18 protein-coding genes are annotated in these 25,326 nt (G+C 45.9%); 1 reads left to right on the top strand and 17 read right to left on the bottom strand.

What is annotated here, in order from left to right; translation table 11 throughout:
• Positions 1 to 17: 17 nt before the first annotated feature.
• The 15 genes from G588_RS0112710 to nudC form a co-directional block, all read right to left on the bottom strand.
• Positions 18 to 785, bottom strand: a complete 768-nt coding sequence (locus tag G588_RS0112710; RefSeq protein ID WP_022779117.1) for a ZIP family metal transporter — start codon at positions 783 to 785, stop codon at positions 18 to 20.
• A gap of 19 nt (positions 786 to 804) precedes the next feature.
• Positions 805 to 1,308 carry a GNAT family N-acetyltransferase gene (locus G588_RS0112715; RefSeq protein WP_022779118.1) on the bottom strand — a complete coding sequence of 168 codons (504 nt, stop codon included), beginning with the start codon at positions 1,306 to 1,308 and terminating at the stop codon, positions 805 to 807.
• Between the two features lie 88 nt (positions 1,309 to 1,396).
• Complete coding sequence (locus G588_RS0112720) at positions 1,397 to 3,166, bottom strand: glycoside hydrolase family 13 protein (RefSeq protein WP_022779119.1); 1,770 nt, start codon at positions 3,164 to 3,166, stop codon at positions 1,397 to 1,399.
• Between the two features lie 177 nt (positions 3,167 to 3,343).
• Positions 3,344 to 4,576, bottom strand: coding sequence for an ATP-binding protein (locus tag G588_RS0112725; protein WP_022779120.1), 1,233 nt, complete (start codon positions 4,574 to 4,576; stop codon positions 3,344 to 3,346).
• 130 nt (positions 4,577 to 4,706) lie between these two features.
• Positions 4,707 to 6,305, bottom strand: a complete 1,599-nt coding sequence (locus G588_RS0112730) for an alpha-L-arabinofuranosidase C-terminal domain-containing protein (protein ID WP_022779121.1) — start codon at positions 6,303 to 6,305, stop codon at positions 4,707 to 4,709.
• 143 nt (positions 6,306 to 6,448) lie between these two features.
• A complete protein-coding gene (locus G588_RS0112735) occupies positions 6,449 to 7,627 on the bottom strand; it encodes a MerR family transcriptional regulator (RefSeq protein WP_022779122.1) in 1,179 nt (392 codons plus the stop codon).
• A 112-nt stretch (positions 7,628 to 7,739) separates the two neighbouring features.
• Entirely contained in the window at positions 7,740 to 10,727 is a 2,988-nt protein-coding gene (locus G588_RS0112740) for a glycoside hydrolase family 3 N-terminal domain-containing protein (RefSeq protein WP_022779123.1), read from the bottom strand.
• A 298-nt stretch (positions 10,728 to 11,025) separates the two neighbouring features.
• Complete coding sequence (locus tag G588_RS0112750; protein WP_022779125.1) at positions 11,026 to 11,841, bottom strand: nitroreductase family protein; 816 nt, start codon at positions 11,839 to 11,841, stop codon at positions 11,026 to 11,028.
• 100 nt (positions 11,842 to 11,941) lie between these two features.
• Positions 11,942 to 13,282 carry an MATE family efflux transporter gene (locus G588_RS0112755; protein ID WP_081644346.1) on the bottom strand — a complete coding sequence of 447 codons (1,341 nt, stop codon included), beginning with the start codon at positions 13,280 to 13,282 and terminating at the stop codon, positions 11,942 to 11,944.
• A gap of 117 nt (positions 13,283 to 13,399) precedes the next feature.
• Positions 13,400 to 13,645 (bottom strand): hypothetical protein, encoded by a 246-nt coding sequence (locus G588_RS0112760; protein ID WP_022779127.1) that lies wholly within the window; start codon positions 13,643 to 13,645, stop codon positions 13,400 to 13,402.
• A 33-nt stretch (positions 13,646 to 13,678) separates the two neighbouring features.
• Positions 13,679 to 15,829, bottom strand: a complete 2,151-nt coding sequence (locus G588_RS0112765) for an ATP-dependent helicase (RefSeq protein WP_022779128.1) — start codon at positions 15,827 to 15,829, stop codon at positions 13,679 to 13,681.
• Positions 15,830 to 15,889: 60 nt separating this feature from the next.
• On the bottom strand, positions 15,890 to 17,383 hold the full coding sequence (locus G588_RS0112770) for a GH39 family glycosyl hydrolase (RefSeq protein WP_026668766.1): 1,494 nt from the start codon (positions 17,381 to 17,383) through the stop codon (positions 15,890 to 15,892).
• Positions 17,384 to 17,508: 125 nt separating this feature from the next.
• Positions 17,509 to 19,530, bottom strand: coding sequence for a membrane protein (locus tag G588_RS21645; RefSeq protein WP_022779130.1), 2,022 nt, complete (start codon positions 19,528 to 19,530; stop codon positions 17,509 to 17,511).
• 91 nt (positions 19,531 to 19,621) lie between these two features.
• Positions 19,622 to 21,112, bottom strand: a complete 1,491-nt coding sequence (locus G588_RS21650; protein ID WP_022779131.1) for a PrsW family glutamic-type intramembrane protease — start codon at positions 21,110 to 21,112, stop codon at positions 19,622 to 19,624.
• A gap of 23 nt (positions 21,113 to 21,135) precedes the next feature.
• Positions 21,136 to 21,954: an NAD(+) diphosphatase gene (gene nudC, locus G588_RS0112785; RefSeq protein ID WP_022779132.1), complete on the bottom strand. Its 819-nt coding sequence runs from the start codon at positions 21,952 to 21,954 to the stop codon at positions 21,136 to 21,138.
• Positions 21,955 to 22,229: 275 nt separating this feature from the next.
• Between nudC and G588_RS0112795 the strand changes: the two genes are divergently transcribed.
• Complete coding sequence (locus G588_RS0112795; RefSeq protein WP_022779134.1) at positions 22,230 to 23,240, top strand: tyrosine-type recombinase/integrase; 1,011 nt, start codon at positions 22,230 to 22,232, stop codon at positions 23,238 to 23,240.
• Between the two features lie 10 nt (positions 23,241 to 23,250).
• On the opposite strand, the gene G588_RS0112800 is transcribed toward G588_RS0112795, so the two are convergent.
• Complete coding sequence (locus G588_RS0112800; protein ID WP_022779135.1) at positions 23,251 to 24,282, bottom strand: pyridoxal phosphate-dependent aminotransferase; 1,032 nt, start codon at positions 24,280 to 24,282, stop codon at positions 23,251 to 23,253.
• Positions 24,283 to 24,330: 48 nt separating this feature from the next.
• Positions 24,331 to 25,320, bottom strand: coding sequence for an adenosylcobinamide-phosphate synthase CbiB (gene cbiB, locus G588_RS0112805; RefSeq protein WP_022779136.1), 990 nt, complete (start codon positions 25,318 to 25,320; stop codon positions 24,331 to 24,333).
• Positions 25,321 to 25,326 lie beyond the last annotated feature (6 nt).

Genomic DNA, 25,326 nt, shown 5'->3' on the forward strand with positions numbered 1-25,326 from the left:
CAAAAAAAATCAAGCTATCACCCTAATCCTACATCCAGAGCCATCATGAGTATGAATCCCAGAGCAAAAGAGATCGTTCCGATATTCGAATGCTCACCCTCGGACATCTCCGGGATAAGTTCCTCTACCACGACATATATCATGGCTCCAGCCGCAAAACTCAAAAGATAAGGCATCAGCGGAATAAAAAATCCTGATGCGGCAATGACTAAAAGTGCACCTATAGGTTCAACAATTCCGGACAGAACACCATACAGGAACGTCTTTCCTTTGGGAACTCCTTCACCCAGAAGCGGCATGGAAACAATTGCACCTTCAGGGAAGTTCTGGATTGCAATACCTATTGCCAGAGCCAGGGCTCCTGTAAAAGAGATTGTGCTGTTCCCGTAGAGCCAGCCGGCACATACTATTCCTACCGCCATTCCTTCAGGAAGATTATGGAGCGTGACAGCCAGTACAAGCTTAGTTGTTCTCTTAAGCCCGCTCTTCGGGCCTTCCTCGTTTTTATCCAGATGCATGTGAGGCGTTACCATATCCATTACCAGAAGGAAAAGCATTCCTATCCCGAATCCGACTGATACAGGGATAAACCCTAGTTTTCCCATTTCTGCTGTCTGATCAAGTGCAGGAAGCAAGAGACTGAAAAAAGATGCGGACACCATCACTCCTGATGCAAACCCAGTCAGGGCTCGCTGCATTTTCTGCCCCATCTCTTTTTTAAACAAAAATACACTGGCCGCTCCCAGCGCTGTACCCAGGAACGGAATAATGATTATATTCCACATATCTTACAGCTCCTTTTCTTTATGACTCACTGTCTATGAACTTATGAAAGAATCTGTTCATGGTACTGTGCACCACCTCTTTGGGGCGCTCAATCTCCTTATAACCCGTCTTTTCGTAGATGTGGATCGCAGCCTGAAGATTATCATGGGTCTCAAGATATGAAGCCTTATAGCCGGCCTCACGCATCTTATTCTCAATGAAATCTATCATCCGGTAGCCAAGCCCTGAACCTTTTGCAGAATCTGTAAGATAGAGTTTTTGCAGCTCTGCTGTATCTTGCATAGGCTCAAATCTGTCATATCCGATTCCTCCAATAACTTCACCATTTGCATCCTCAATGACATAGTACCTTCGCTCATTATTGCCATAATAATCACTTAAATGATCCAATACGGAGTCAAAATAAACTGTTCCCGGAATATCAAGCTTAAACTGTTTCAGGTTATCTCTGACAAGCGCAGCCACTGCGGCATTATCAGCTTCTGTCATTTCTCTGAGTCTTACCATATCGCCCGTTATCATAATAGAGCTCCTCCTGTTTCCTTATTTTACCAGTATCAGAGCAGATTGGCGATATGTAATCCTCTGCGGGAGCTTTCGTTTTATCAGATCAGTAGCGAAGGATCAGGATTCCGTCAGGTGCAAGAACTCCGCTGCCTGTATCGCCCTCGGTCCATTTTCTGGAATAGATAACTTCCGAAAAGCTCTTGGTATCTATAGTTACATCCTTCTCCTCGCAGTTAAGGTAGATCTGTATACTCTCATTCTCTCCGATCTTCATGTAGGAAACCACTCTCTCCTGGGGAATATCATTGGGGAAGTGGAAATTCCTGCTCTTACAGGACTGAAGGGAATGTCTCATGGCTATGAGCTTCTTCACCTCAGATATCTCTGTATCTTTTTGGCCCGAATCTATCTCGTCCCAGGGCATGCATCTGCGGCAGTCGGGGTCGAAGGAACCCTCCATCACCACCTCTGTTCCGTAGTAAATGCAGGGACTTCCCGGCATAGTGAACAGTACTGCAAGTTGCTGGTAAAAAATATCTATGTTGCCTCCGCACTTGTTGAGAAGCCTGTTGGTATCGTGAGAATCCAGCAGGTTAAACAGTACGTCGTTGACCTGAGAATAATACATGGTAAAGCATCTGTTGATGTCGTACTCAAAGGTCTCTCTGCCACGGTTCTTGTAGAGCCAGAAGTCCGCGATGGCTGTTGTGAGCGGATAATTCATGACCGAATCATACTCATCTCCCAAAAGCCAGCTGATGGAATCGTGCCAGATCTCGCCCAGCAGATAAAAATCATCCTTAATATGGCTCGTCATGTATCTGATAGCCTTGAGGAATGAATGGGATACCTCATTACCCACATCAAATCTAAGACCGTCAATGTCGAAGCTCTCGATCCAGAACCTGATAATGTCCAGAAGATACTCCTGAACCTCAGGATTGTTGGTGTTGAGCTTGGGCATATATCTGGCAAAAGCAAAGGAATAATATCTTCCGTCCCTGGTATCCCCCTCAAGATCCACAGGCCACTTATTGATCATGTACCAGTCCGCATACTTGGACTTCGGTCCCTTCTCCAGAACGTCCAGCCACATGGGGTGATCTGCACCGGTGTGGTTGAAAACAGCGTCCAACATAACTCTGATTCCGGCCTCATGAGCCTCTTTAACCAGCAGCTTAAGATCCTCATTGGTTCCAAAGTGCGGGTCCACCTTCTTGTAGTTCCTGGTGTTGTATTTGTGATTACTATTGGACTCAAAAATAGGATTCAGATAGATTCCTGTAATGCCAAGTTCCTTGAGATACGGAATCTTGTCCCTTATTCCCCTTATATCTCCGCCGTAATAATCGTGGAAATCCACCTTGCCGGTCTGCCACTCCATCACATTTTCAGGATCTATACTGTGGTCACCGTTACAGAATCTCTCGGGAAAAATCTGATACCACACTGTATCGTTGACCCAGGCGGGAGTTCTGCAGACATCTGCAGGATTCATCCAGGGCATGATGAAGTAGGAAAGGGTCTTGCCCTCCATATTCATCTCGTCCTGCGTCAAAAAGCCGTCCTCAAAGAGATATACACATTCATCGCCGCTGTGAAGCTCGAAGTAGTACTTGCATCTCTTATACTCAGGCTCTAAGGTGGTGGTCCACCATATATGATTCTTAAGTCTCTTTTTATAGCAGATATCTGCTCTCCGGCCGTTCCAGCGCTCGTTTCCGCCCATTATTCCGGCATCATAAGGATCGCCGTAGATGATGTAGACATGATCCACATCATAGCCGGTCTTAATATTGATGATGAGCCGGTTCTCATCCAGGCTATAGCAGTACTGCTCTGACATTCTGTGGTATATTGCACTTAAATTCATAGTGTCCTCTCCTTCGGAAAACGTTTTCCGTAACAAAATCACTATAACCCGAAAGAAAGAATTAGTCAACAATAAAAAAACCTGTCTCCAATGTAAGATGGGGACAGGCACACGCTCCTTGAGATAGAATCACTTACTTTGGTCATTATGATTGCTACATTTCACTTATTCTTCCCATCAAATATAACTTATCGGCAGTGCCAACAAGTTTTCTCTGAGATAAGTTTTTTTATCTATCAGGCAAAGTATCACACCAATGCCTCTTTTCTTATCCGGAATCTTATCAAGAATCTGGTTTGTTCCTGCCATATTTGCCTTGGGATTACCGGTCATTTTGATTTCAACCGGATAAAGCATCCCATTTTCTTCAATTATCAGGTCTATCTCATTCTCTCCTGATGCAGACCTATCTTTTCCGCGATAGTAAAAAATACTGAATCTATAATCAATCCCTTCATTTGAAAAAGATTTTAATATTTCTGAAACTACAAAAGTCTCAAACATGTTTCCGGCTACAGCACTGTTTTTCAGCGCATCTGCGGTAAGCCAACGGGTCAGATAGCATGCAAGGCCTGTATCTCTGAAATATATCTTTGGAGATTTAATTGCCCTGGATAGGGCACTGGAGCTGTATGGCTGCAAAAGATATACAATACCGGTTCGCTCCAATATTGAAATCCAGCTTTTGATCGTAGGCTCTGAAACACCCACGTCACCGGCAATGTTGGCGTAATTAAGGATTTCTCCGGTCCTGGCTGCCACTGCAGTCAAGAATTTCAGGAAAGTAATACTATCTGCTGTAATCAGCTCATTGATATCCCTCTCCAGATAAGTATCCACATATGAAGAATAGAAGTCCTGCCAGTCTCTTTCTACATCATATAGTTCGGGGTAAGAACCCTTATGGATTATTTCCCAAATATTGTCGTAGAACTTTAATTCTTTTTCACGATCCGCCAGATATTTATCAGTTGGTGCAAAATGCTGATTGAATCCGATGCCGTTTATTTCTCTCAGGGACAGTCCGCCAAGTTCCATTACCGACACTCTTCCTGCCATAGATTCACTCATTCCCTTCATAAGCTCCAGCTTCTGAGAACCGGAAAAGATAAACTGACCTCTGTCCTCTGATTCATCGACTATTACCTTTATTTCTTCCAAAATTCCATTTTCCTTTTGAACCTCATCAATGAAAAGAGGTCGTGGATTATTTAGGAAAAATAGTCTTGGTTCTTCTCTTGCCTGAAGACGGGTTAACTTATCATCAAATGTAACCCTGTTATAATCAGCAAATATATGCTTAAGAAGCGTTGACTTTCCTACCTGCCTGGATCCTGTTAGCAAAAGGCATTTGCTGGTCTTGGCTCTTGTTAAGACCACATTTGAAATTGCTCTCTCAATATATGACATATGCACCTCCGACTAATCTAAAGTCTAATTTTATTTTAGCCATAATTAGAAAGCTTTTCAATATAAAAATTGTGACTAATCTAAAGTCATGTTTTAGATTAGTCACAATTCTCAATATATCATATCTAACTCAAGCTTCAAAAACATACACATTCCAGGAAAGTGGCTTAACATGAAGCTTGAATTCGCCGTTTTCAAAAGTGTAGTTCTCTTCCTCCTTAGGGGCGATAAGCTTCTCGTTCTCGAAGGAGTTGTTAAGCTCCAGGTCATCAGTGTGCATACGATAAGCTGCTGCCGGCTTGTAGCCTTCAAAGCCCTTTAGATCAATTGTGAGAGGATATTCGCTCTCTTCATTTCTGTTGATCACAAACACCGTAAGGCGCTTGTTCTCTTCATCCCAGGCGCTGGCAGAATCAATGAAGTTAACACCCTCTTTTCCTGTGTACTGTGAGGTATCCTCAATGGCGTAACCGGGCATATCGTAGATCTCGCACTCTACCTTGGTATCAAGGGATACACCCTTTGCATACTGCAGCAGCTGCATGAATACATAGTGAGAGCCTGACTTCCAGATATGATCATGGTCTGATGCAGCAAGAGCTCCCAGTCCGCCTGTCATACATCCGATCTTAACTCTGTCGGCGTGACGAAGAAGTGCCAGCTGAATTGAAGCCATAGACAGTGCGTGGAGCATATCTCCTCCGGGGAATCTGCGCTCAGGCATATTGTCGGGGTCATGACGGATATATCTTCTCTCCGGATCAAAACGGTAGTGGTTGCGGGCCATATTGTAACGGCCATAGCCGGGATTAAGAGGCTGCAGTGGCCTTACCATGGCGCCGTACTCGTCAAAAGAGATGTTGACCTGCTTGGGAGATCTGTGCTTGGAAGCCACATAGTCGATCATGGCAACCTCAGTGTTGATGAAGTCCTCGTAGTACAGTGCTCCGCCGAGAAGTGCCTTGATATCTCCGGGAGGAGCGCTGTGATAGTGATGAACTGACACATAATCAACTACGTCATAGCACTTATCCAGGGCATTCTGATCCCATTCAGGGAAGCCCTCCATAAAGGGTGCCGAGGAACCGCATACTGCAGTCTCAATGGTCTCATCAATCCATTTGATGGCCTTGGAGGTCTCAAGGACCTTGTAGCCGTAGCCATCGGGATTCTTACTCCAGGAGCCCAGCTGCCAGGGGCCGTCCATCTCATTTCCAAGGTACCACATCTTAACATTATAGGGATCCTCATGGCCGTATTTCTTACGAAGATCTGACCAGTAACTGCCGCCCTCATGATTGGTATATTCCACCAGGTCCATAGCATCCTGAATGGTGCCGGTTCCCATGTTTACTGTATAAAGAGGCTCTGTTCCGACTTTCTGTGCCCACTGCAGGTATTCATCATGTCCCACCTCATTGGTGTAATACTGATGCCAGGCGGGATCAAGGACAACCCTGCGCTCAGACTTAGGTCCTATTGAGTTCTTCCACTCCCAGGCAGATACGAAGTTGCCTCCCGGCATTCTGACTGCGGGAAGGCCCGTTTCTTTAAGTGCCTCAATCCAGTCTTTTCTAAATCCCTGCTCATCCGCTGTAGGATGTTTGGGATTAAACATTGTTCCGTTCACCATAGTGCCTATTGGCTCCAAAAAGGCCGAAAAAAGCCTGTTTGAGATCTCGCCGATCTTGTATGCAGGATGAACGGTAATCTTTGCATTCTGTGCCATTAATCTATATCCTCCGATACATTATTTTTCCCATAAAAAACCTTGTATACCACATCTCTTAATGTAGCATACAAGGCCCTTAATCTTCCAAAACAATCTTGTTGTGATTATCTCAATTATTGCTTAGTTTCCGGCATCTGACTTCATTTGTAGCAGTGGAAGAAGCCGCTGTCATTATCCATCACAATGGAGCCCTCTTCCTGTATCTTTTTATCAAGGAAAGCCAGGATCTTCTCCTTGTTCTGCTCAATATATCTGATGCCTCCGGCGTACCTTTTGGTTAGTCTCTGGAATAAAAGCTCCGCATCATCATAGATTATCGGGCAGGGAAGCGCCACCAGATCTACTCTTTTGAAATATCCGGAGAGTTCTTCCTTGAAAGCATCCTCATTGGCCTTCAGCTCATCTCTTCTTGCGATGACAAAAGAGTTATCAAGCCCCATATCGGCTATCATCTTCTCCCAGAAGCTGTCCATCTTGCTAATGCCATAGGTGTTAACGGAGAACAATCCGCCACTCACAAGGGATTCTGAGACGTTTCTTACAAACTTCTCTCTGCCCTCAATATAGTTCAAGAGGTAATGAGCAACAGCCTTGGTGTACCTCTTTTCCCTGATTCTGTCCCAGGTCTCATCCAGCTCAAGATTACTGAAGATGACCTGAATATCGCTGTCCTTGGGCAAAGTGCTCCTGTTCCCCTTAAGATACTCATAGAGATCGTCGGCCCAGTTACCATGAATATCATAGCCATCCACCTGAAAATTCACGGGGATTCGGTCCCAGTTCTCTCTCCATAACAATCCGAAGCTGCACCCCAGATCCAACACTCTGTCACCCTCTTCAAAATTCAGGGAATCATAGATCTTGACGTACCACTCTATACCGTCAGCAGCGTGACTTGCCGCATACCATCTTCTCTCGTCCTGTCCCTGGCTAAACTCCATCTTCCTGATAATGTCCGCCACATCGTCCCAGTCGGGATTCTCATCGATTCGTGCCAGCGCTGCCTTGATGCAGCCTGCGGACTTCTGCAGCTGATAGATTCTGTCCTCCATGAGCTGCAGCTGCTTTCTTAAAGTCGCCTCAATGGACTCCTGCTCATCGTTTTCCAGACTGCTCTTGATCTCTTCAAGACTAAAGCCCACATGCTTAAGTGCGATGATCTTCTCCAGTATCATAAGTGAGCTCTTGTCGTAGAGCTTGTAATTTCCTTCGGAATACCCCACGGGCTTAAGAAGCCCTTTTTCATCGTATACCCTCAGTGCCTTGGCTGAAACCCCTGCCTGCTTGGCTATCTCCCCTGATGTCATCTTTTCCTTCATAGGTCCTCCTGCCTTCTCTGTATAGGTTATCTGTTGTCATAACCTGATGTTAAAGGCTGCCCCAAGGGCCGAGTCAATACCCCGGTCTTAAGTTTTTTAAATTTTCTTTACCTCAGTTGCCACTCTTATAGAGTATATTTTCGGTAAAACCGTAGGAATCGTCAAGCTTGGGAAGGTTAACAGGAAGAGTTCCCGTCACGTTGCCGTCGCCAAAGCAGGCCATCAGCGCTACCGCAAGGTTGGGGGCATAGGCACTGCCTGCCCCGGACTCAGGCGGAATCTGCGTCATTGCACCTGAATTGTAGGACAGCAAAATAGCGTCTGCGTCAGTAAACCTCGCCGCATCGTAGGGAAGCTGACAGGAGATAAGGATAACCTTTTTGCCGTCTTCATGGAGACTGTCGATAATATTGTCAAAAACGCCGGAGGATATGCCCTCTTCATTCGTTGGATCAAGGTTTTCTTTCTGATACATTCTGTGAACAAGAATGCAGTGATCTGCTGCCTTGGCGGCATCGATGCAGGCTGCTGCATTCTCAGCGTCATTTTTCATTACAACTATCTGAGAATCATCCCCATAGACTTCCTGTTCCTTCAGCATCTGCTTCACCAGTTCGCCGGTACCTATGCGGCTTGCGCAGCTGTCGGAGAAGAGTATCAGTGTGGACTCTCCCTCTGAAATTTTTACGGGAAAAGCGTCATTCTCATTCTTAAGGAGTGTAAGAGCCTTCTCTGCCATATCCCAGGCCACCTGACGGTTCTCACTGCTGCCTACGCCTGCCTTAGCGGTGGCAAGACGCTCCTCAGATGCATTATCTGCATAATCTCCAAGAAGTCCATACTTTTGCTTCAGCGTCAGTATCCTTCTTACAGAATCATCGATGGTATCTTCGGAGATCCTGCCCTCCTTAGCAAGTCTCTTGGCTGTCTCGATCATTTCATGAACCTGCTCAAATTCCGCCATATTATGTATGGGCGGAAGCATAATAAGGTCCGCTCCGGCATTAATTGTCATGAGCATAACATCTTCCGGTGCAAAATTGTCCGATATTGCCTTCATATCAAGGGCATCAGTAACAATGACCCCCTTGAAGCCCATTTCACCCTTCAGAATGTCCGTAAGTATCCTGTGACTCATGGTGGCAGGAATGTATACCTCTTCGCCTGTGGAAATCGATGTGTAGGTCTGCGTCTCAATCTCCGGATACTGGATATGGGCAGTCATGACCATGTCCGCCCCGGCATCAATGGCACTCTTGAAAGGTATAAGCTCATTTTCTTTTAGCTGATCCAAACTAAGATCAATTCTGGGAAAACCTGTATGCGAGTCGGTATCTGTATTTCCATGCCCGGGGAAATGCTTAAGGGAGGAAATAACACCGTTTTCATGAAGACCTTTCATATACGAAACAGCATACTCAGAAACAACCTCTGGTGAATCGGAAAAAGAGCGCACTCCAATAACGGGGTTGTTGGGATTATTATTGATATCCACAACGGGAGCAAAATCCATATTTATTCCAAGAAGAGCCAGCTCCTTGCCGTAGATCCCCGCCATTTTCCCGGCATTTTCCGGATCTCCGGTGGCTGCAAGGGCCATATTTCCAACTCCTGTGGTTCCAAAGCTCACACGAGCTACACTTCCGCCCTCCTGATCAACTGCTATGAATAAGGGCAACCTTGAAGCAGCCTGCATATCTGAGATCAGATTCATTGTCTGCTCTGCGTCTACGAAATTTTCTCCGAAAAGCAGTACTCCGCCATAGCCATATTGCTTAAAATACTCCGCCATGGTCTGATTTACAGAGGTCACATTGATGGCCTCTGTGCTTGCTTCTTCGCCGTTTTCTGCGGAAGTATCCTCCATTTTACGGAAGGAAACCAGCATCATCTGCTCTATCTTTTCATCTAGTGTCCACTGACCAAGGAGCCTTTCGACATCATCCTGCACTCCACAGGTAAGTGTGAAATTATCAGCGTTAACATTAAGCTCTGCCATCTCTCCCATAAGAAGCGGATAGTTGATGTCGCCGTGTCCCGCAGGAAATCCAAAGGCCACGGGAACATTGATATCAGCCAAAAACTGCCTTGTTATCATATCCGCAACGGATTCGAACTTGCCGCCTCGGCTGCTGCCACTGTAATCACCAAGGTCCGTTGGAAGCTCCGCCCACTCTCCAAATACGATGCCGGCTGCGTTATCAAGTACTCCGTTGTGCTTCAGCACCGTAAGATATCTGTGAATATGCTGAACATTCTCCCCCACATCCTCCAGGAACAGAATATAGGGCTTCCCTGTCCTGGTGCAGTCATAGGCTGAATCCAACACAGCGGTTAAAGTGGCCAGATTTCCTCCGATCAGAACTCCCTTAGCCGTTCCCTCTATGCCAAGTTCATCCTTTTCACAGGTATAGGAAGGCATTTCCCCTTCCAATATCTTCTCTGTCGCTTCGAAACAGCTATCGGGAAGCCCGTTAAAGGTTCCGCTCATGCAGGAATGAATTGAAGGAATGCCTGCTGTAGTCCAGGCAGAATGGTAGACTGTAATATCACTGTAGCCGATTATAAGCTTCTGAGCATCCTTAATCTTCTCCTTAGGCAGCGCATCTGCCACCTCTGAGGCACCGTACCCTCCACGGACGCAGAAAATTGCCTTTATTTCCGGATCCTCCAGAGCCCAGGTCAGATCTTCCATAACATCATCAAGGCTCCTGGTCTCATCGCATACGTGCTTACCTTCAACAGGTTCGTACCCCCAGTCCTTCAGTCCCTGAATTGTGGAATCTGTCTGTTCCCTGCTTGGAAGCGCAGAAGGTGAGATCACAGCAATTTTATCCCCTTTTTCAAGGAACATGCTGCTGTTCTCACCTTCATAGTCTCTGTATTCTACTTTGGTCTCTGTATCTTCTCCCTCGTTTATAAGGACCTGTTCATTTCCCTGAGCACCGGAAGCTCCCTGTGTCTTGGTATTATCCTGTGCTGCGGTATTATTCCGGGACGCAGTACCATCCGATACTGTGCCACTATCCTTTTTTCCGCAGGATACGACCGTAGTCATCAGAACAATAGCCATCAAAAAAGAAATCACACGTTTTTTCATCTTTTCCCCCTCAAAACTTAAGGCCGATCAGGCCGCATTACTAGCATTCTTACTCTTTATAAAGCTCGCTGTGCGCTTTTTTACATTTTCCTGAAGATTAACAAAGAAAAGGAAGCACCCGTGCAGCCTTGGACTCAATACTCATGGGACCGGACATAATCATAATAAACATAATAACGGCAGATAGTAAAAAAGTGAGTTTTCTCTTCATACATTTAATCTCCTTAAACGTTATGTACTCTACAATTTTACCATCTGCCGATATGCAAATTTCTTAAATTAGTATAAAAAGAGGGGCTTAAAATGAATATGTAGCCACGTAGTCCACACCCTCAGGGGCCTTTACAGCCGGAGCTTCAAAGGAAAGCACAGGCTTTCTCATCTCTGAAACAAGCTGGCTCTCAAAATGATACAGGGCAATTCCAAGATCGATCTTCTGAAGATCGTAATCAGGTGTCATATAGCCCTTGTCATGCTTCTCATAGAAATGAGCCTTTTGGCCCTCTACTACTACTCTCCAGGGCTGCTTGTTTACAGCAGAAGGAGCTACTCTTACCGCCTCGAGATCATCGAAAAGGCCATGTTCCTTGGCATACTGCTCAGTCATTGGAGTCTCAAAATTGCCTACATAAAACAGCTCTTCGAACTTAAGTCTTGAATCCGCCTTGACACCCTTTCTCATAACTGCCTCTTTTACAGACATCTTCCTGGCAGTCTTGCCCAGAGGACTCATACAGGGCATTATCTCGCCCTCTGCAAGGCCTGTAGCCTGCTCGAACTTCTCTCTTGGCATTGTTCCGCCGATCCATACTGTACCAAGTCCCATCTCATGGGCCTTCATAAGGAGCTTCTCAAAGCTGTAACCGTAAGCTTCCTCAGCGTGCTCACCCCTGGCAACAACGCCGCTGACATAGCACTTCTCTCCTGTGAGAACAGGACTTGAGAGCTTGTGCTCATCTGCATCAAGAAATTCGAATCTGACCTTGATACCGAAGGGATTGGATGCCTCTTCGGCGTACTGTTTAAGCTCCTTAAGAGTCTCCTCGGGGAGCGAATTTCCATCAAATGATCTTACACTTCTTCTGGTTTTAGCCAGTTCAACAAAGCTTTTCATTTTAAACCTCTTTCTTCAAAAAGCAAAAACAACAGTCGGATATGATTATAACATCATTTATATTTTATTCAATTACATTGTTCGCAATTTCAAAAACTGTTCACAATTTTCTCTTATAGCTCAAGTACCTTAGCCATGCCGTGAGGCCGCTTATAGACCAGACAATACCAACGGACCACCAGATTCCCCAAAGGCCTATGGCAGCGATCCCTGTCAGCATCACAGGAACAAAAAATCTTCCGATAACCTCCACTATACCGTTCAAAAGTGCGAAGAAAGAGTCGCCAAGCCCGTTGAGGACACCTCTAATAACATAGATAAGTCCCAGCATTGCATAGAAAACACTTGTTATTCTAAGTGCCTTGGCTCCCATCACAATAACAGCTTCATCCTCAACAAAAATGCGGATTATCAGCTCACCAAACAGCTGCATGACAGGCAGCATAAGCACGGAAAAGACCGCCATGAGCACAAGGCTCGTCCTATATCCCGCAAAGATCCTGTCCTTCTTGTTAGCTCCGTAATTCTGCCCGGTATATGTGGACAGGGCTGCGCCAAGGGTCTGATAGGGCTGATGAATGATCTGCTCGATCCTGCTGGTGGCGGTAAATGCGGCAACTGCCACTTTTCCGAAGGAGTTAACAACCTTCTGAAGCGCCATACAGGATATCGCTATCAGTGAAAACTGCAGAGACAGCGGGATTCCCAGCCTTAGAACCTTAAGGGATATACAGGAGTTGAACTTAAGGTCCTCCCTGGACATTTTGAAATATTCATTTTTCCTTATGGCATAAAGCATGCAGCTGATGCCGGATACCAGCTGTGATATAGCCGTAGCTATGCCGGCTCCCGCAACACCTGTGTGGAGACCGCATACAAACAGCACATCCAGCGCTGTATTGAGAATACAGGAAAAAATAAGAAAATAAAGAGGTGTCTTGGAGTCTCCAAGAGCCCTCAGCATTGAAGAAGCGTAGTTATACAGTGAGACAAACACAAGACTTACGCACATAATGCGCATGTAAATAACCGCATCCCTCATGATCTCTGCGGGAGTATCAAGAAGAGCCAGAATAGGCGCGGTCAGCAGAAAAGCCAGCGCTCCCACCACTAAGGGGAACACCAGCATTATATATCCGGTATTGGAAATACAGCTCCTTATCTCTTTGTCATTTCCTTTGCCGAAGAACTGGGAGGTTATGATTCCTCCGCCGCTTCCAATACCGTTACACAGGGCAAAAAACAAAAAGGTCACCGAGCCTGTTGCTCCAATAGCCGCCAGGGCATCAGCTCCCACAAACTGTCCCACTATAACAGAATCCACCAGGTTATACAGCTGCTGAAAAAGATTGCCGATAAGCATGGGGATTGAAAAGCGTATTATCAGGGAAAGTGGGCTTCCTTCAGTCATATTCAGTACTGCAGACTTTTGTTCATTCATTTCCATTATCCTTATATTTCTTAAAATCCATCAAAACACTTATATGATTTTAACCCTGCATGTCAATAATAGAAATTCATTTTCTGTCGCCTGAAGCATTATTTTTTGTCATTATTCTCAGCCGAATTTCTTCTTGCTGTAGGCCCGCAGGGCAAAGCTTATGCACACCGCCGCTACTGCGATAACAAGGCAGGTATACAGCACCGGCCTAAGAAGCGTTGCATATAAACTCGGATCAAAAATCCCCTCCCTGTGGAGCTTCACAGAATAATAGATCCAGTAAATCGTCGAAGCAAGTGCTGTGATCCACAGACATACACGTACCGCAAAGATGATCATTACTTCTTTTCTTGTTTTTTTCATACCTTACCTCACCTGCCTTTTGGCTATATAACCTCACTCGGAGGCAATCCTCATTCCCATGGCGAAAGCAACGGGGAACACAAATATCCTCTCTTCGCCGTCGTCAAACCTCACTATGAACTTCGTCGGGATCTCATCATCGTCATAATTAACGTCGACGATAGTTCCGGAGCCGTATTTCTCCTGTTTGATCCTCTCGCCGATGATAAGCTGTTGTGCCAGATCCTCTTCATTCACCACAGTAGCTGCGTTCTTTTTCTTCAGAAGAGGTGTCACCATCGTCTGCTTAGCACCTTTCCTCGGTCTTGGCTCTGCTGCCGCTTTCTTCTTGTCCTTATGGGTCAGCTCCTTGAGGAACACGGAAGACTTGTCATCATACTTAAATATGGACAGCTTCTCCTTAGCCCTGGTCATTCCAACGTAGAAGATCCTTCTCTCCTCCTCGAAGTCCCGAATCTCCTGCGGCGTGGCCTTCTCAAGCTTTTTTACCACCTTACTTGGGAAAACACCGTTTACCACATCCATAAGGATAACCGAATCGTACTCAAGACCCTTACTGGAATGGATTGTTGAAAGAATGAACTTAGAGCTGTAATCAGGCTCTTTTTCCGTGATAATAAGCCTTAATTCCTCAAGCCTCTCCAGGAAGGAAGGGATAGTCTTCTCGTTCTTTGCCAGCATTTTCATGATAAAAAGCTTGTTGCTGTCCATGTTGTTGGAATCCAGGTATTCTCCGTAGCCCATGTAGTTCTCAAGCCTGTTGATTGCCTTATAGGGGCTCTCGGAAGCCATGTTCCTGAAATGGGTTCGCAGCGACCTGCAGTTAGCAAGAACCCTCTTGTGTATATCAATACTCTCCGCCGCATCCAGAATTCCCGAATGATCCCTGTCGGCGATAAGGCACATAGCCTCAGCGTCGGGCTTTCGCAGATATGCCTGGAACTTGAAGTATATCTTCATAAACAGCTCCGGATCTGCAGGAGATAGCGCAAACTTCAGCATATTTGTCACATCCACCACAACTCTGTGGGTAAAAAAGGCCATGTCTGCGCTCTTGATCCTGTAGGGAACCTGCTCCCTCTCCAGAATATCCACAAGCGGCAGAATACTCTCGTTGTCTCTGTACAGCACCGCCGTCTGCCTGTCTGTTTCCCTGGCCACCTTGAGCAGATACTTGTACTGGCCCTCACGACTCTCAAGACCAAGGAGACTAATATCACTTCCTGATGCCTTGTCAGCACACATATGCTTCTCATGGCGGCTCTTGTTGCTCTGGATAAAATAGTCAGCAGCCATCACGATATTGGCATTGGACCTGTAGTTTCTGTCCATAACAAGCACCTTTGCCCCGGGGTGCTCCTTCTCGAAATTAAGAAGAGCATCGGGATATGCAGCGCGGAAACCATAGATACTCTGGTCCTCATCGCCCACCATGAAAAGATTCCCCTTTTCTCCCGATAAAAGAGATATTATCATATGCTGAATCTTGGAGGTATCCTGGGCCTCATCGACACAGATATATCGATATTTGTTGCGGTAAAATTCAAGCAGATCTTTGGAACCCTTGAGCATCCTGTAGGCATATATCATCTGATCGTCGTAGTCCATTAGACTACGTGCCTTCAATTCGCTGTTATAAGCCTCATATATGGGCTGAAGTTCAATCCCCTGATCTTTACCCAGCTTATCGATTTCATCCTTCGTAAGGCACATATTTTTGCAATATGTGATAAGTGTACGAAGCGTCTTGATATCACTCTCTGTAGGATAATCCTTCATCACTCTGACATATATATCGCTAAGGAGCTTACCTGTCAGCTTCTCATCTGTAACAAGTTCAAAGGAGCTCTTGCCGATGATCCTGCCGTAATGGGCTATGACCTTGGCGCAGATTCCGTTGATGGTCCTAAACTCCAGCCTTCCTGCCATCTCGGAGCCAAAAAGCTTCTGAAACCTCTCGGCCATGTCCCTGGTTGCGGAAATTGTATAGGTCAGCGTCAATATATGCTCCGGAGCAATTCCCTTGCAATACAGCATATACCCCAGCCTGTTCACAAGAACCGTCGTCTTGCCGCTTCCCGGTACCGCCAGTAACAGAACCGGTCCCTCCACGGTCTTAACTGCTTCGAGCTGACTGTCATTCAGCCCGGAGCCGTATTTGTCAAAAAAATCCTGTTCTATCATCAATAACTATTGTTATTCCTTCGTAATTACTTCATTTGTTCCCGCTACTACTCTATTTTCTCAGAAAAATGAGATTACCTTGTCATAGTCATAGCCACGGTCCGGAGTGTAATTTCTCTTATTGAGTGTAAAATACACTACTCCGTGCTTTTTAACGCATGTGGTAACAGTCATATGCCCATTATCTGCCTTGATCACATCACTTCCAACAGCCGGATAAGCTGCGCTCTTAATTAGCTGAGTCTCTTCAGTGGTCGGATAAGCAGGCTCTCCTATATCGTGCCATACTTTCAGAGGATTGCAGCAGGTCTCATCAACTGTTTTGGTGACAAGAGCATATTCACCCTCAGCTCCGCCCAACAAATATTCACGCTTAATCTCTGTCTCGCCTATGTTCCATACAATTCCAGCATAGCCGTTCTCATTTTTGACAATAACGCAGTTATCATCCCTGTGGACACATTCGCTGCCAAAAACCTTAAGCTGCTTATAGAAATAGAAGGTCCAGAAGCTCGGCTTAGGAATATTTCCTGCTGCCACCATTCCAAAACCGCCGTGGAACAGCGAATCCGGAACTCCCTGCTCCTCGAACACATCTCCGAAGGTCCAGTAGGAATAGGCTTCGTTCACATCTCCAAGCCTTGACAGCTGTCTTGCAAGGTACGCTGCGTTGATATTGGTGTCGTGAATGACACCCTTGGGAGTGTAAGAAGTACTGAACTCAGTCAGATGGATCGGCGTATCCTTAAACTCCTCGAAAGAGTCCACAATATCCCTTGTGGACTGAAGGTTTGCAAATCTCATCTCTGAATCTTCCAATTTGGAATAATCGTAATGCCCTATTCTCTCAGGAAATTCCACGCAGTAGTGATGCCTTGTGATCCTGTCGGGGCGGATTCCCTCTTTTTGACAGAACTTAAGGAAGCTCTCTATCCACTCAGCGTCCTTAACTCCGCAGATAGCAGGTCCTCCCACCATATAGCGGCTGTCATAGGCTTTGATGGCCAAAAAGGTCTCCTTGAAGAGTTTGAAGTACTCCTCCATGTCCGCCTTGTACCAGAATCCCGGAAGATTGGGCTCGTTCCACACCTCGATGGGCCAGGTCACGGTCTCTTCGCCGTAGCGTTTCTTAAGATGCTGCAAAAGAGCAATGACCATATCCGTCCACTTCTTGTAATCCTTGGGCGGAGTGGTGTTTCCCTTCCAGTAAAAGATTGTCTGGGTTCCGCTGGCCAGCTGCCCCGGCATGAAGCCAAGCTCAAGGTAAGGGCGGATTCCCAGCTTGAGGTAGCTGTCAAATATCCTGTCTATATAAGTATAGTTGTACTCAACCTTAGTCTCGCCATCTTCTTCATACTCATGATAGATTGAAACATCATCTGAAAAAAGGCCGTGACCTCTTATATAGGAAAATCCGATCATTTTCTGAACGAATTCAAGCTCCTTTAAGTATTCCTCGGTAAGGGCCAGTCCCAGACGTCCCGTTCCCACGCAGTAATCCACGTTGTTGCGAAAGGTGGCCCTGTTGTCAGGATCAACAATAATCTTTTCCATACTCATTTTTCTGCAATTCCCCCGATATTTTTATGTGTCTTAACTATAACATGCCCCTCGAAACGTAGGCGGCGATACATGCAAACGAACCACCACCCAAGTCCCGAGGGGACAATAATTACTTTTTAGTAATCAAGAAGCCTGTTTCCGAAGGTTATATCTGTCTTGTAGGTATAACTTCTTCCGTTTTTCCTCTCACTGGCCTTGTAGTTGGCTGTAACAGTGCCCTTCTTCAAGGTAACGGAGGTATTATCGTCTATTGTTATTTTGCCGAGATCCTTCATGGTCTCAGTGTGCATGATGGTGACAAGTTTCTTCTTAATATCCTCTTTGTTCTCGGCGTAATTGGTAAATACATTGATGAAACCTGTAACAGTAACATTGCAGGTACCGTCATCATTGAGCCTGCACTGTACGTCAATGGAAACATCACCGTCACCAAAGTCGTGGTACCACCAGGAATCATAGGTGGAGGTTGACTCGGTACTTCTCATCTGGCCCTTGGTAGAAGTCCAGACTCCGCATATATCCAGCCATTTCTGATTGGACTCAAGCTTGGAGATAAGACCGGATACAGAAATATCGTTATAGGCTGTGTCCTCCGGAAGTGCCTTCAACGCCTCAAGTGCGGCATTAAGATAGCCCTCGTCCATCTTCTCCTTGGCCTTCATCATCGAACATGCATTGGCCATGTTCTCGGAATCCTTGTAATCACCTGCGCTGGCAAAAAGTCCCCTTGCGGAATCATACTGCCTTGCGGCAAACATCTGAGTTCCGGCTTCATATTTACATTCCTTGTACTTTTCATCAGCATCAAGAGTATCCCCTGCTGCCTTGAAGTACGTGGAAGCATCATCGTAATCTTTTGCTTCGTAGCACACCATTCCTTCGGCATAAGCTTTGTACTGATTGCTCTCAGCATCTTCCACACCGCTGAAGATCTCTGCAGCATCGGCATATTCGCCATTTTGAGTAAGTTCTTCTCCCATGGCAATGATCTGGTCTGTGGAATCCTTATAGCCGTCAGCCTTGACAAATTCTTCCTTGGCAGCCGTGTAGTCACCGGACTTCTTATATTTCATGCCCTTCTCATAGTGACATTCCCTGGCAAGTTCCTTGGAATCGGAGTAGTTGCCGGTCTGTTCCAGTTCCTTGAGTGCTGTATCGTAATCTGATTCAGCCATGGCCTTTTGAGCCTCCTCATAATGGATACAAACCTCAGCCTCCTTCATCTTCTCAGGGGCATCTTCATAATCGCCGGCAGCCTCAAAGTATTCCACCGCCTGTTCGTAATTGCCCTCTTTAAAAGCAGCTTCACCTTTGCCGTACTTGGTTGAAGGAAGGCCTGAATACACGTAGAAACCAATACCTGCTGCAGCGATAAGCGCCACTACGACAATACCTGCAATAAGACCGGTATTTTTCTTCTGCCCCTTACCATTCATCATAGCTTCCATGGCTGTTGACGGCGGGTTCACAGGCATATTGAAGGTAGGATCTTCCATCTGACCACTCTGACCGAAGCTGTTACCCATCATGGGGTCATTGCCGATAGCACCGTTTCCATATGGCGTATCGTTCATCCAGGTGTTATTCACAGGACCGTTGTTCATAGGATCATTGTTCATGGGGCCATTATTCATAATACCACTATCCATGGCGCCATAATTCATCGAGCTGTTATAGCCCTGCATTCCCTGGCCATATATTTCTGCGCCCTGCACTCCGGCTCCCGGCATTTCCATGGCAGGAGCCTCATTGTTCATCGGCTGCACGTAAGGACCTTCACTGTATGGTGTTTCCACGTTAGGAGTCTCCATACCTGGTGCGTCCGTACTTGCTGTATCCATATCTGGTACTTCAGTGCCGGGTATTTCCATACTGGGTACTTCCATATTAGGAGCTTCCATACCGGGCGCATCCATGATAGGGGATTCCATGTCAGGTGTTTCCATACCGGGCGCATCCATATTAGGTACTTCCGCATCAGGAACTTCCGTTGCCTGTACGTCAGCAGGTGCGTCAGTAGGTGCATCAGTAGCTACAGGCTCTGCAATCGGAGCTGCCGCTTCAAGAAGGCGTGTTCCGCACTTTACGCAGAAAAAATTCCCTTCTTCATTGTCATATCCGCAATTAGGGCAAATCATTAATTAAATCCTCTGTTTCATATGTTTTTTATTAACACAATAAGCGATATTTTAACTTTATTCTGCTTATTTCACAAGTCTTGACATACTATTATACCGGCTTGTCCTCATGGGCAAATTCCCTGATACTCTTATAGGCACTGACATTCATAACGCACATGATTCCTGCCTCGGCAAAAAGGAAAAGAATAATGAAAATGGCGTTTGGAATCTTGGATGCCAGCATAAGAGCCGCATCGTAGAAGCCATGGAATAAAACAGCTATTGCAATACCCCTGCGCCTCAACTTGCCTGCGCCGATTTTATCTCCCCTGTTCTCCAGAGCCTTGGCCTGTCCGTAATAATATCCCATATATATTCCAAAAATGCAGTGTCCGGGGAAAGCAGATCTTGTAAACGCAAGGCCTGCATCGGAACCTATCATATACAGCAAGTTCTCACTCAGCTCAAAGCCAAGCGCAACAGTGGTGGAATAAACAACTCCGTCAAAGCGGTAATTGAACGCCGGATGTTTCCAGGTAATAAGCCGCAGCGCAGCATATTTGCAACATTCCTCAGTCAACGCCGCCACTATGAAGGCATCCATTACAGTGAAAATAATGGACCCTCGGACTGCAATAAAGTCCAGCACAATGTCAAGCACCGAACCGATCATTATTACAACAACAGGGACCGCCAGACCACCGGCAAAAAACAGACCTACCAGCAGCGGGATCGGCTCAGGCTCGATCTTGTCAAGCCTATAGATCAGTACCAGAAGAGTAATACCCTGAATTATCGGAATAATGCAGGCAAGCGCTACGTTACCTCCATGAACAAAATATGCGGAGAGCAGCATACCAACTGTAAGTATCGCAATCACAACCATAGGGAGCTTGCGGACATAGAAAGTGTCCTTCTGCCCTGCATAATCGTAAGTCTGTGTGGAATAGCCATAGTTCTGGGCTGCATAGTTATTGTTCTGAGCCGTATAGCCCGTATTCTGCGCCGCATAACTATTGCCGGGCATCTGATAGTTATTTTGAACCGTATTGTACTGCGCTGAAGTTGCGTTACCGTAATTCTGAGCCGCACCGTAACTACTCTGAGCTGCTCCATAATTATTCTGAGCGGTTCCATAACTATACTGAGAAGCACCATAACTATTCTGAGCTGTGCCATAGCTATTCTGAGCTGCTCCGTAACCATTCTGAGCTGTGCCATAAATATTCTGGGCTGCTCCGTAGCTATTCTGAGCTGCTCCGTAATTATTCCGGGCTGCTCCGTAGCTATTCTGAGCTGCTCCGTAATTATTCCGGGCTGCTCCATAGCCATTCTGAGCTGTGCCATAGCTATTCTGAGCTGCTCCATAACCGCTCTGGGGCGCGCCATAACTACTCTGCCCCTTAGTCTGGGCATTATTTGCTGCAGTATACGGATTCTGCCACTGAGCCTGTGCTGTTGCCACATTGGTATTAGTCTGCGGCGTAGCGGTATTCATCTGACCTGCACCGGCATTCATCTGCTCAGGTGCCTTGGCACCGCAGGTTGAGCAGTATGGTGAACCCGGAGTGATCTCACTTCCACAATTAGAACAAATCAATTTTCATTCCTCCCTGACAACAATTATCTTTTCCCCTCTTTAAAAATCCCCATCATTTCGTTAGTAAGACTTAAATTATTGGGCTGGAGCACTATATCCTCTCTCTTAACCCATTCAGCGTATTTCAGCTCATTTTCATCCCTGTGTATCTCATCGTCCCCATCGGCCTCGCAGAAAAATCCTGTAAGAATGTCCTGAGCCATGCCCCAGGGCTGAGATTTATAATAACAGATGTTTTTTACACGGATCCCTGTCTCTTCCATAACTTCCCTTGCAACGGTCTCCTCGAGAGTCTCCCCAATCTCGGTGAATCCTGCCACAAGTGCATTGTGAGCATAGCCTCTGTTGTATCTCGTTATCAGAAGGCTGTCTCCCTTGGTTACTCCCACAATCACTGCGGGATTGATCCTGGGATAGATAATATTGCCGCATTCAGGACACGTAAGCGCCCTTTCCGTCCTGCTGTGTATGAGCTTTTGTCCGCATTTTCCGCAAAAATGGTTATCTTCGTACCATCTCCAGAGATGATAAGCCGTAAATATCGCAAATACATCCTTGCCCTCGAACCTATCTCTGGCATCACGTATTGAGTAATATTCACAACCCTCTTTTTCTGAAAAAGAGTCCTCCCGAACCAGGAAGAACCGCCTGTCATCCAACGAAAACAGGTATATTCCCTCTGCTGCCTCACAGTCCTTCCCTAACGGAAACAAACTTTCCTCCCGGTCGGTATAAAGAAGAATCTTACCATCGCGGTTAAAGGCAACAGCATAGTCCATATCTCCCATTTCACAGTCGATATATTCATTTCTAAGCCTACTGGGAAATATATCCTGGATCATGTTTTTGCCTCCGAATTTTTTATTCCAAAAAAATTTACTACCTAAATTTAATATGTTTTAGGTAGTAAATCAATAGTCACAATTTGCTTATTTTTTTGTTTTAAAAAGCGCCCTTTCTGACAGCCCTCAGAGCATCTGACTGAATGTCCTGATTGTAGGAAAGCTGTTTGGCAGAAGGTTTTTTAAATGAAAAAATCATAATTAAAAAATTCATGTTTTTGAGGGGTTTTTGTGGTATATTAGTTATTAGTTATGCGAAAGATGGGGGTGAAAAAATGATTATCAATAATAACACCATAGAATACAAAGAAAAGCTTGAAATTCAGTATAATCAGCGCATGGATACCCTGCTGACCGAGCTCCCTTCCTACTGCCGAGAATACGAAGTCTTCGTAAGGGACAGGAATTCCCTCAAGACCCGTATGGAATATGTCTTCGACATCTACAACTTTTTCAAATATCTTGTCAAAAAACTCCCTGAAGTCAAGACCGTAAGCGATGTTACGCCCAAAGTCCTGGAAAACCTTAATGTCTCTGATTTTGACAACTATCTGATCTGGCTCTCCGACTACAAATTTGATGATAAGGATGACAACGAGAAGGCCAAGACCAACAGTCCCGCCTCCAAGAAGAGAAAAATAATGTCCATCAAGTCACTGTACAGTTTCCTGAGCTCCAAAGGCTATATTTATGCCAATCCTTCACTGGAAGTCACTATTCCCAAGATAGCCAAAAAGCCCAGGGAAGCCATCGCTATTCTGACCACAGATCAGTGTGACAAACTCCTCAAGGTCATTGACGCAGATATTACCAAGGCTAAAAACAAGATATCCCAGACCTCCACAGTAAAGCAGACTCCCAAGGATCTCATGCGTCCCCACTTAGGAATACGTGACAAAGCAATAGTCCTTCTGATCCTCGACACGGGCCTTAGGGTTTCGGAGCTCTGCGCCATCAACTGCGGCAATATTTCCTTTAATCCGGGATATATCGATGTGATAAGACAGGGAGACGGTGATGTGATAAGAACCTCGGACAGAGTCTACCCCTCTCTCCGGGTCATGGATATTCTCAAGCACTACATGTACGATGCCAGAGACAATATCGGCGCCAACGAAGACAATTTTGACGCCCTGTTCCTTAGCTCCATCCACAGACGTATTACCCCAAGATCCGTAGAGCTCATGGTCAAAAAATACGGAAGCGAAGCCCTTGGCAGTGACGTTCACGTAGATCCAAGAGTCCTCAGGGCAACGGCCTGTGACAAAATGGAGACTGTAAAATAATGTTATCCGATCAGAATATATCAGGCAGAATCCTACTTCCCGCCACGGATATTCGATAATAGCCCTTGGACAGCCCTTCAAAATTAGAGCAGTCCCTTATCAGAACTTTTTTATCAAAAAGATTATTGTAAAGGTCGTCCTCTGTCCTGACTAAAACATAGCAGGTATCGGAAGGATAGGCCTTTATTTTTCTGCTTTCCAGAAACTTTGCCAGCTCCTGTCTGCGGTCAGCTATAATCTCCTTGGATAATGCGACATAATCAGTGTCAACGATATATTTTGCACAGGCCCGGCCCGCCTCCAGCGCAAAAACTGACATGTTCCACTCGGGAACACAGGCCTTAAGTCTGTCGATATTCTCGCAAGCACCCATACAATAGCCGATCCTCACTCCGGGAATGCCAAAGAGCTTGGTATAAGCATTTACGATGAACAGATTCGGAATGTCCTTAAGGTATCTTACAGCACTCTCTGCTCCATCGCTAAGATGAAGGAAACATTCATCAATAAGAACCGCTGCGCCCACCGATGCACATTTTTGCAGGACTGTATCAAGTACCTGCCCCGGAATTGCCCTTCCCGTGGGATTGTTGGGATTGGTCAGGATCACAAGATCAGTATCTTCCTTTATCTCCCGGGCAAAATCATCTGTAAGGGCATAGTCCTCCTCTTCCCTCAGCCTGTATTCCCTGATATTAACGCCCTCCAGAGCCTTAAGTCCGTGTCTGTAGCCGTAGAATCCCGGCACGGGAAGCACCACGTTTTTTGGGGTTATAAGCCTTATTATGGCGAAGATAAGCTCCGAGGCACCATTTCCTCCAAGAATGTTATCTGCGGTCAAAAATGAGCACTTAACAAGCTTATTTTCCGCCTCTGCCACCGCGCACCTGAAATCCCTCTGGGCGATGTCAGGATATTTTCCCACATCGTCTATCGCCCGCTCCAAAGAAGCCCTTATCTCCTTAGGACAGGGATTGGGATTGAGGTTGACCGAGAGGTCGTATTCAATTGTCTTTCCGTATATATCTCCGCCGTGTATCACTATATCTCCCTGTGGTACTAATTAATTTATTTGCCAATATACCGGCCCTCATCTCAGGGCACAATATGCGATTACCCACAGAATCACCATACAGCCCCCGCAGAGGTATTCTGTCAGGTACATAAGCAGGCTCGCTCTCTTAATATCATCTATTTCAATTTCCCTTACCGGGTCGCCGATATAGGGCTTTTTGACCACTTTGCCAAAATAACTGGCATCTCCCGCCAGTCGCAGGGACAGAGCCCCGGCGCAGACGCTCTCTGTCTGGGCGGAATTGGGACTCTTGTGATTGTATCTGTCTCTTTTGAAAATCTTCGCAGCGCCCTTAAAAGAATAATTCTTACCACCGAATAAGGTTGCCAGAATCATAAACAAGGCACTTAGTCTTGAGGGGATATAATTTGCCACATCATCCAGTTTTGCTGCGACTTTCCCGAAATATTCATAACGTGTGTTATGATATCCAACCATGGAATCCATGGTATTTATTGCCTTATATAACAGCCCTAATACCGGGCCGCCAATAAAGGTAAAGATTAGTGGTGCAATGACTCCGTCTGAAGTATTTTCTGCAATTGTCTCCACCACTGCCCTTGTGACTCCTGCTTCGTCCAGACATTCGGTATCTCTGCCCACGATCATGGATACAGCCTTCCTTGCATCCTCGATAGTGCCGTTTCTAAGCGCATCGTACACCTTCATACTCTCCACATGAAGGCTCTTGGCCGCCAGAATGTAACAGGTAAGTATTGCCTCAACTGCCATTCCCAGATACGGATGAAGAAAATAGGCCCCAAACATCAGGGCTCCGGTCACAGCCACCGTTACAGCTATAACCAATATACACAACAGAATTCCTCTTCTTTGCTCACTTTTGTAGTCCCTGTCTTTGTTTTCCACATCACCTAAGAGCTTTTTATCCAAAAATCCGATGAAACTCCCAATTGCCCTGATGGGATGGGGAATATTGTAGGGATCTCCTATGATCTGATCCAGGAAAAAACCTATGATAAATGCGATAATATGGTATTTCTCCACCTTTTT

The sequence above is a fragment of the Butyrivibrio sp. AE3009 genome, assembly GCF_000420845.1.
Classification (GTDB): domain Bacteria; phylum Bacillota; class Clostridia; order Lachnospirales; family Lachnospiraceae; genus Butyrivibrio.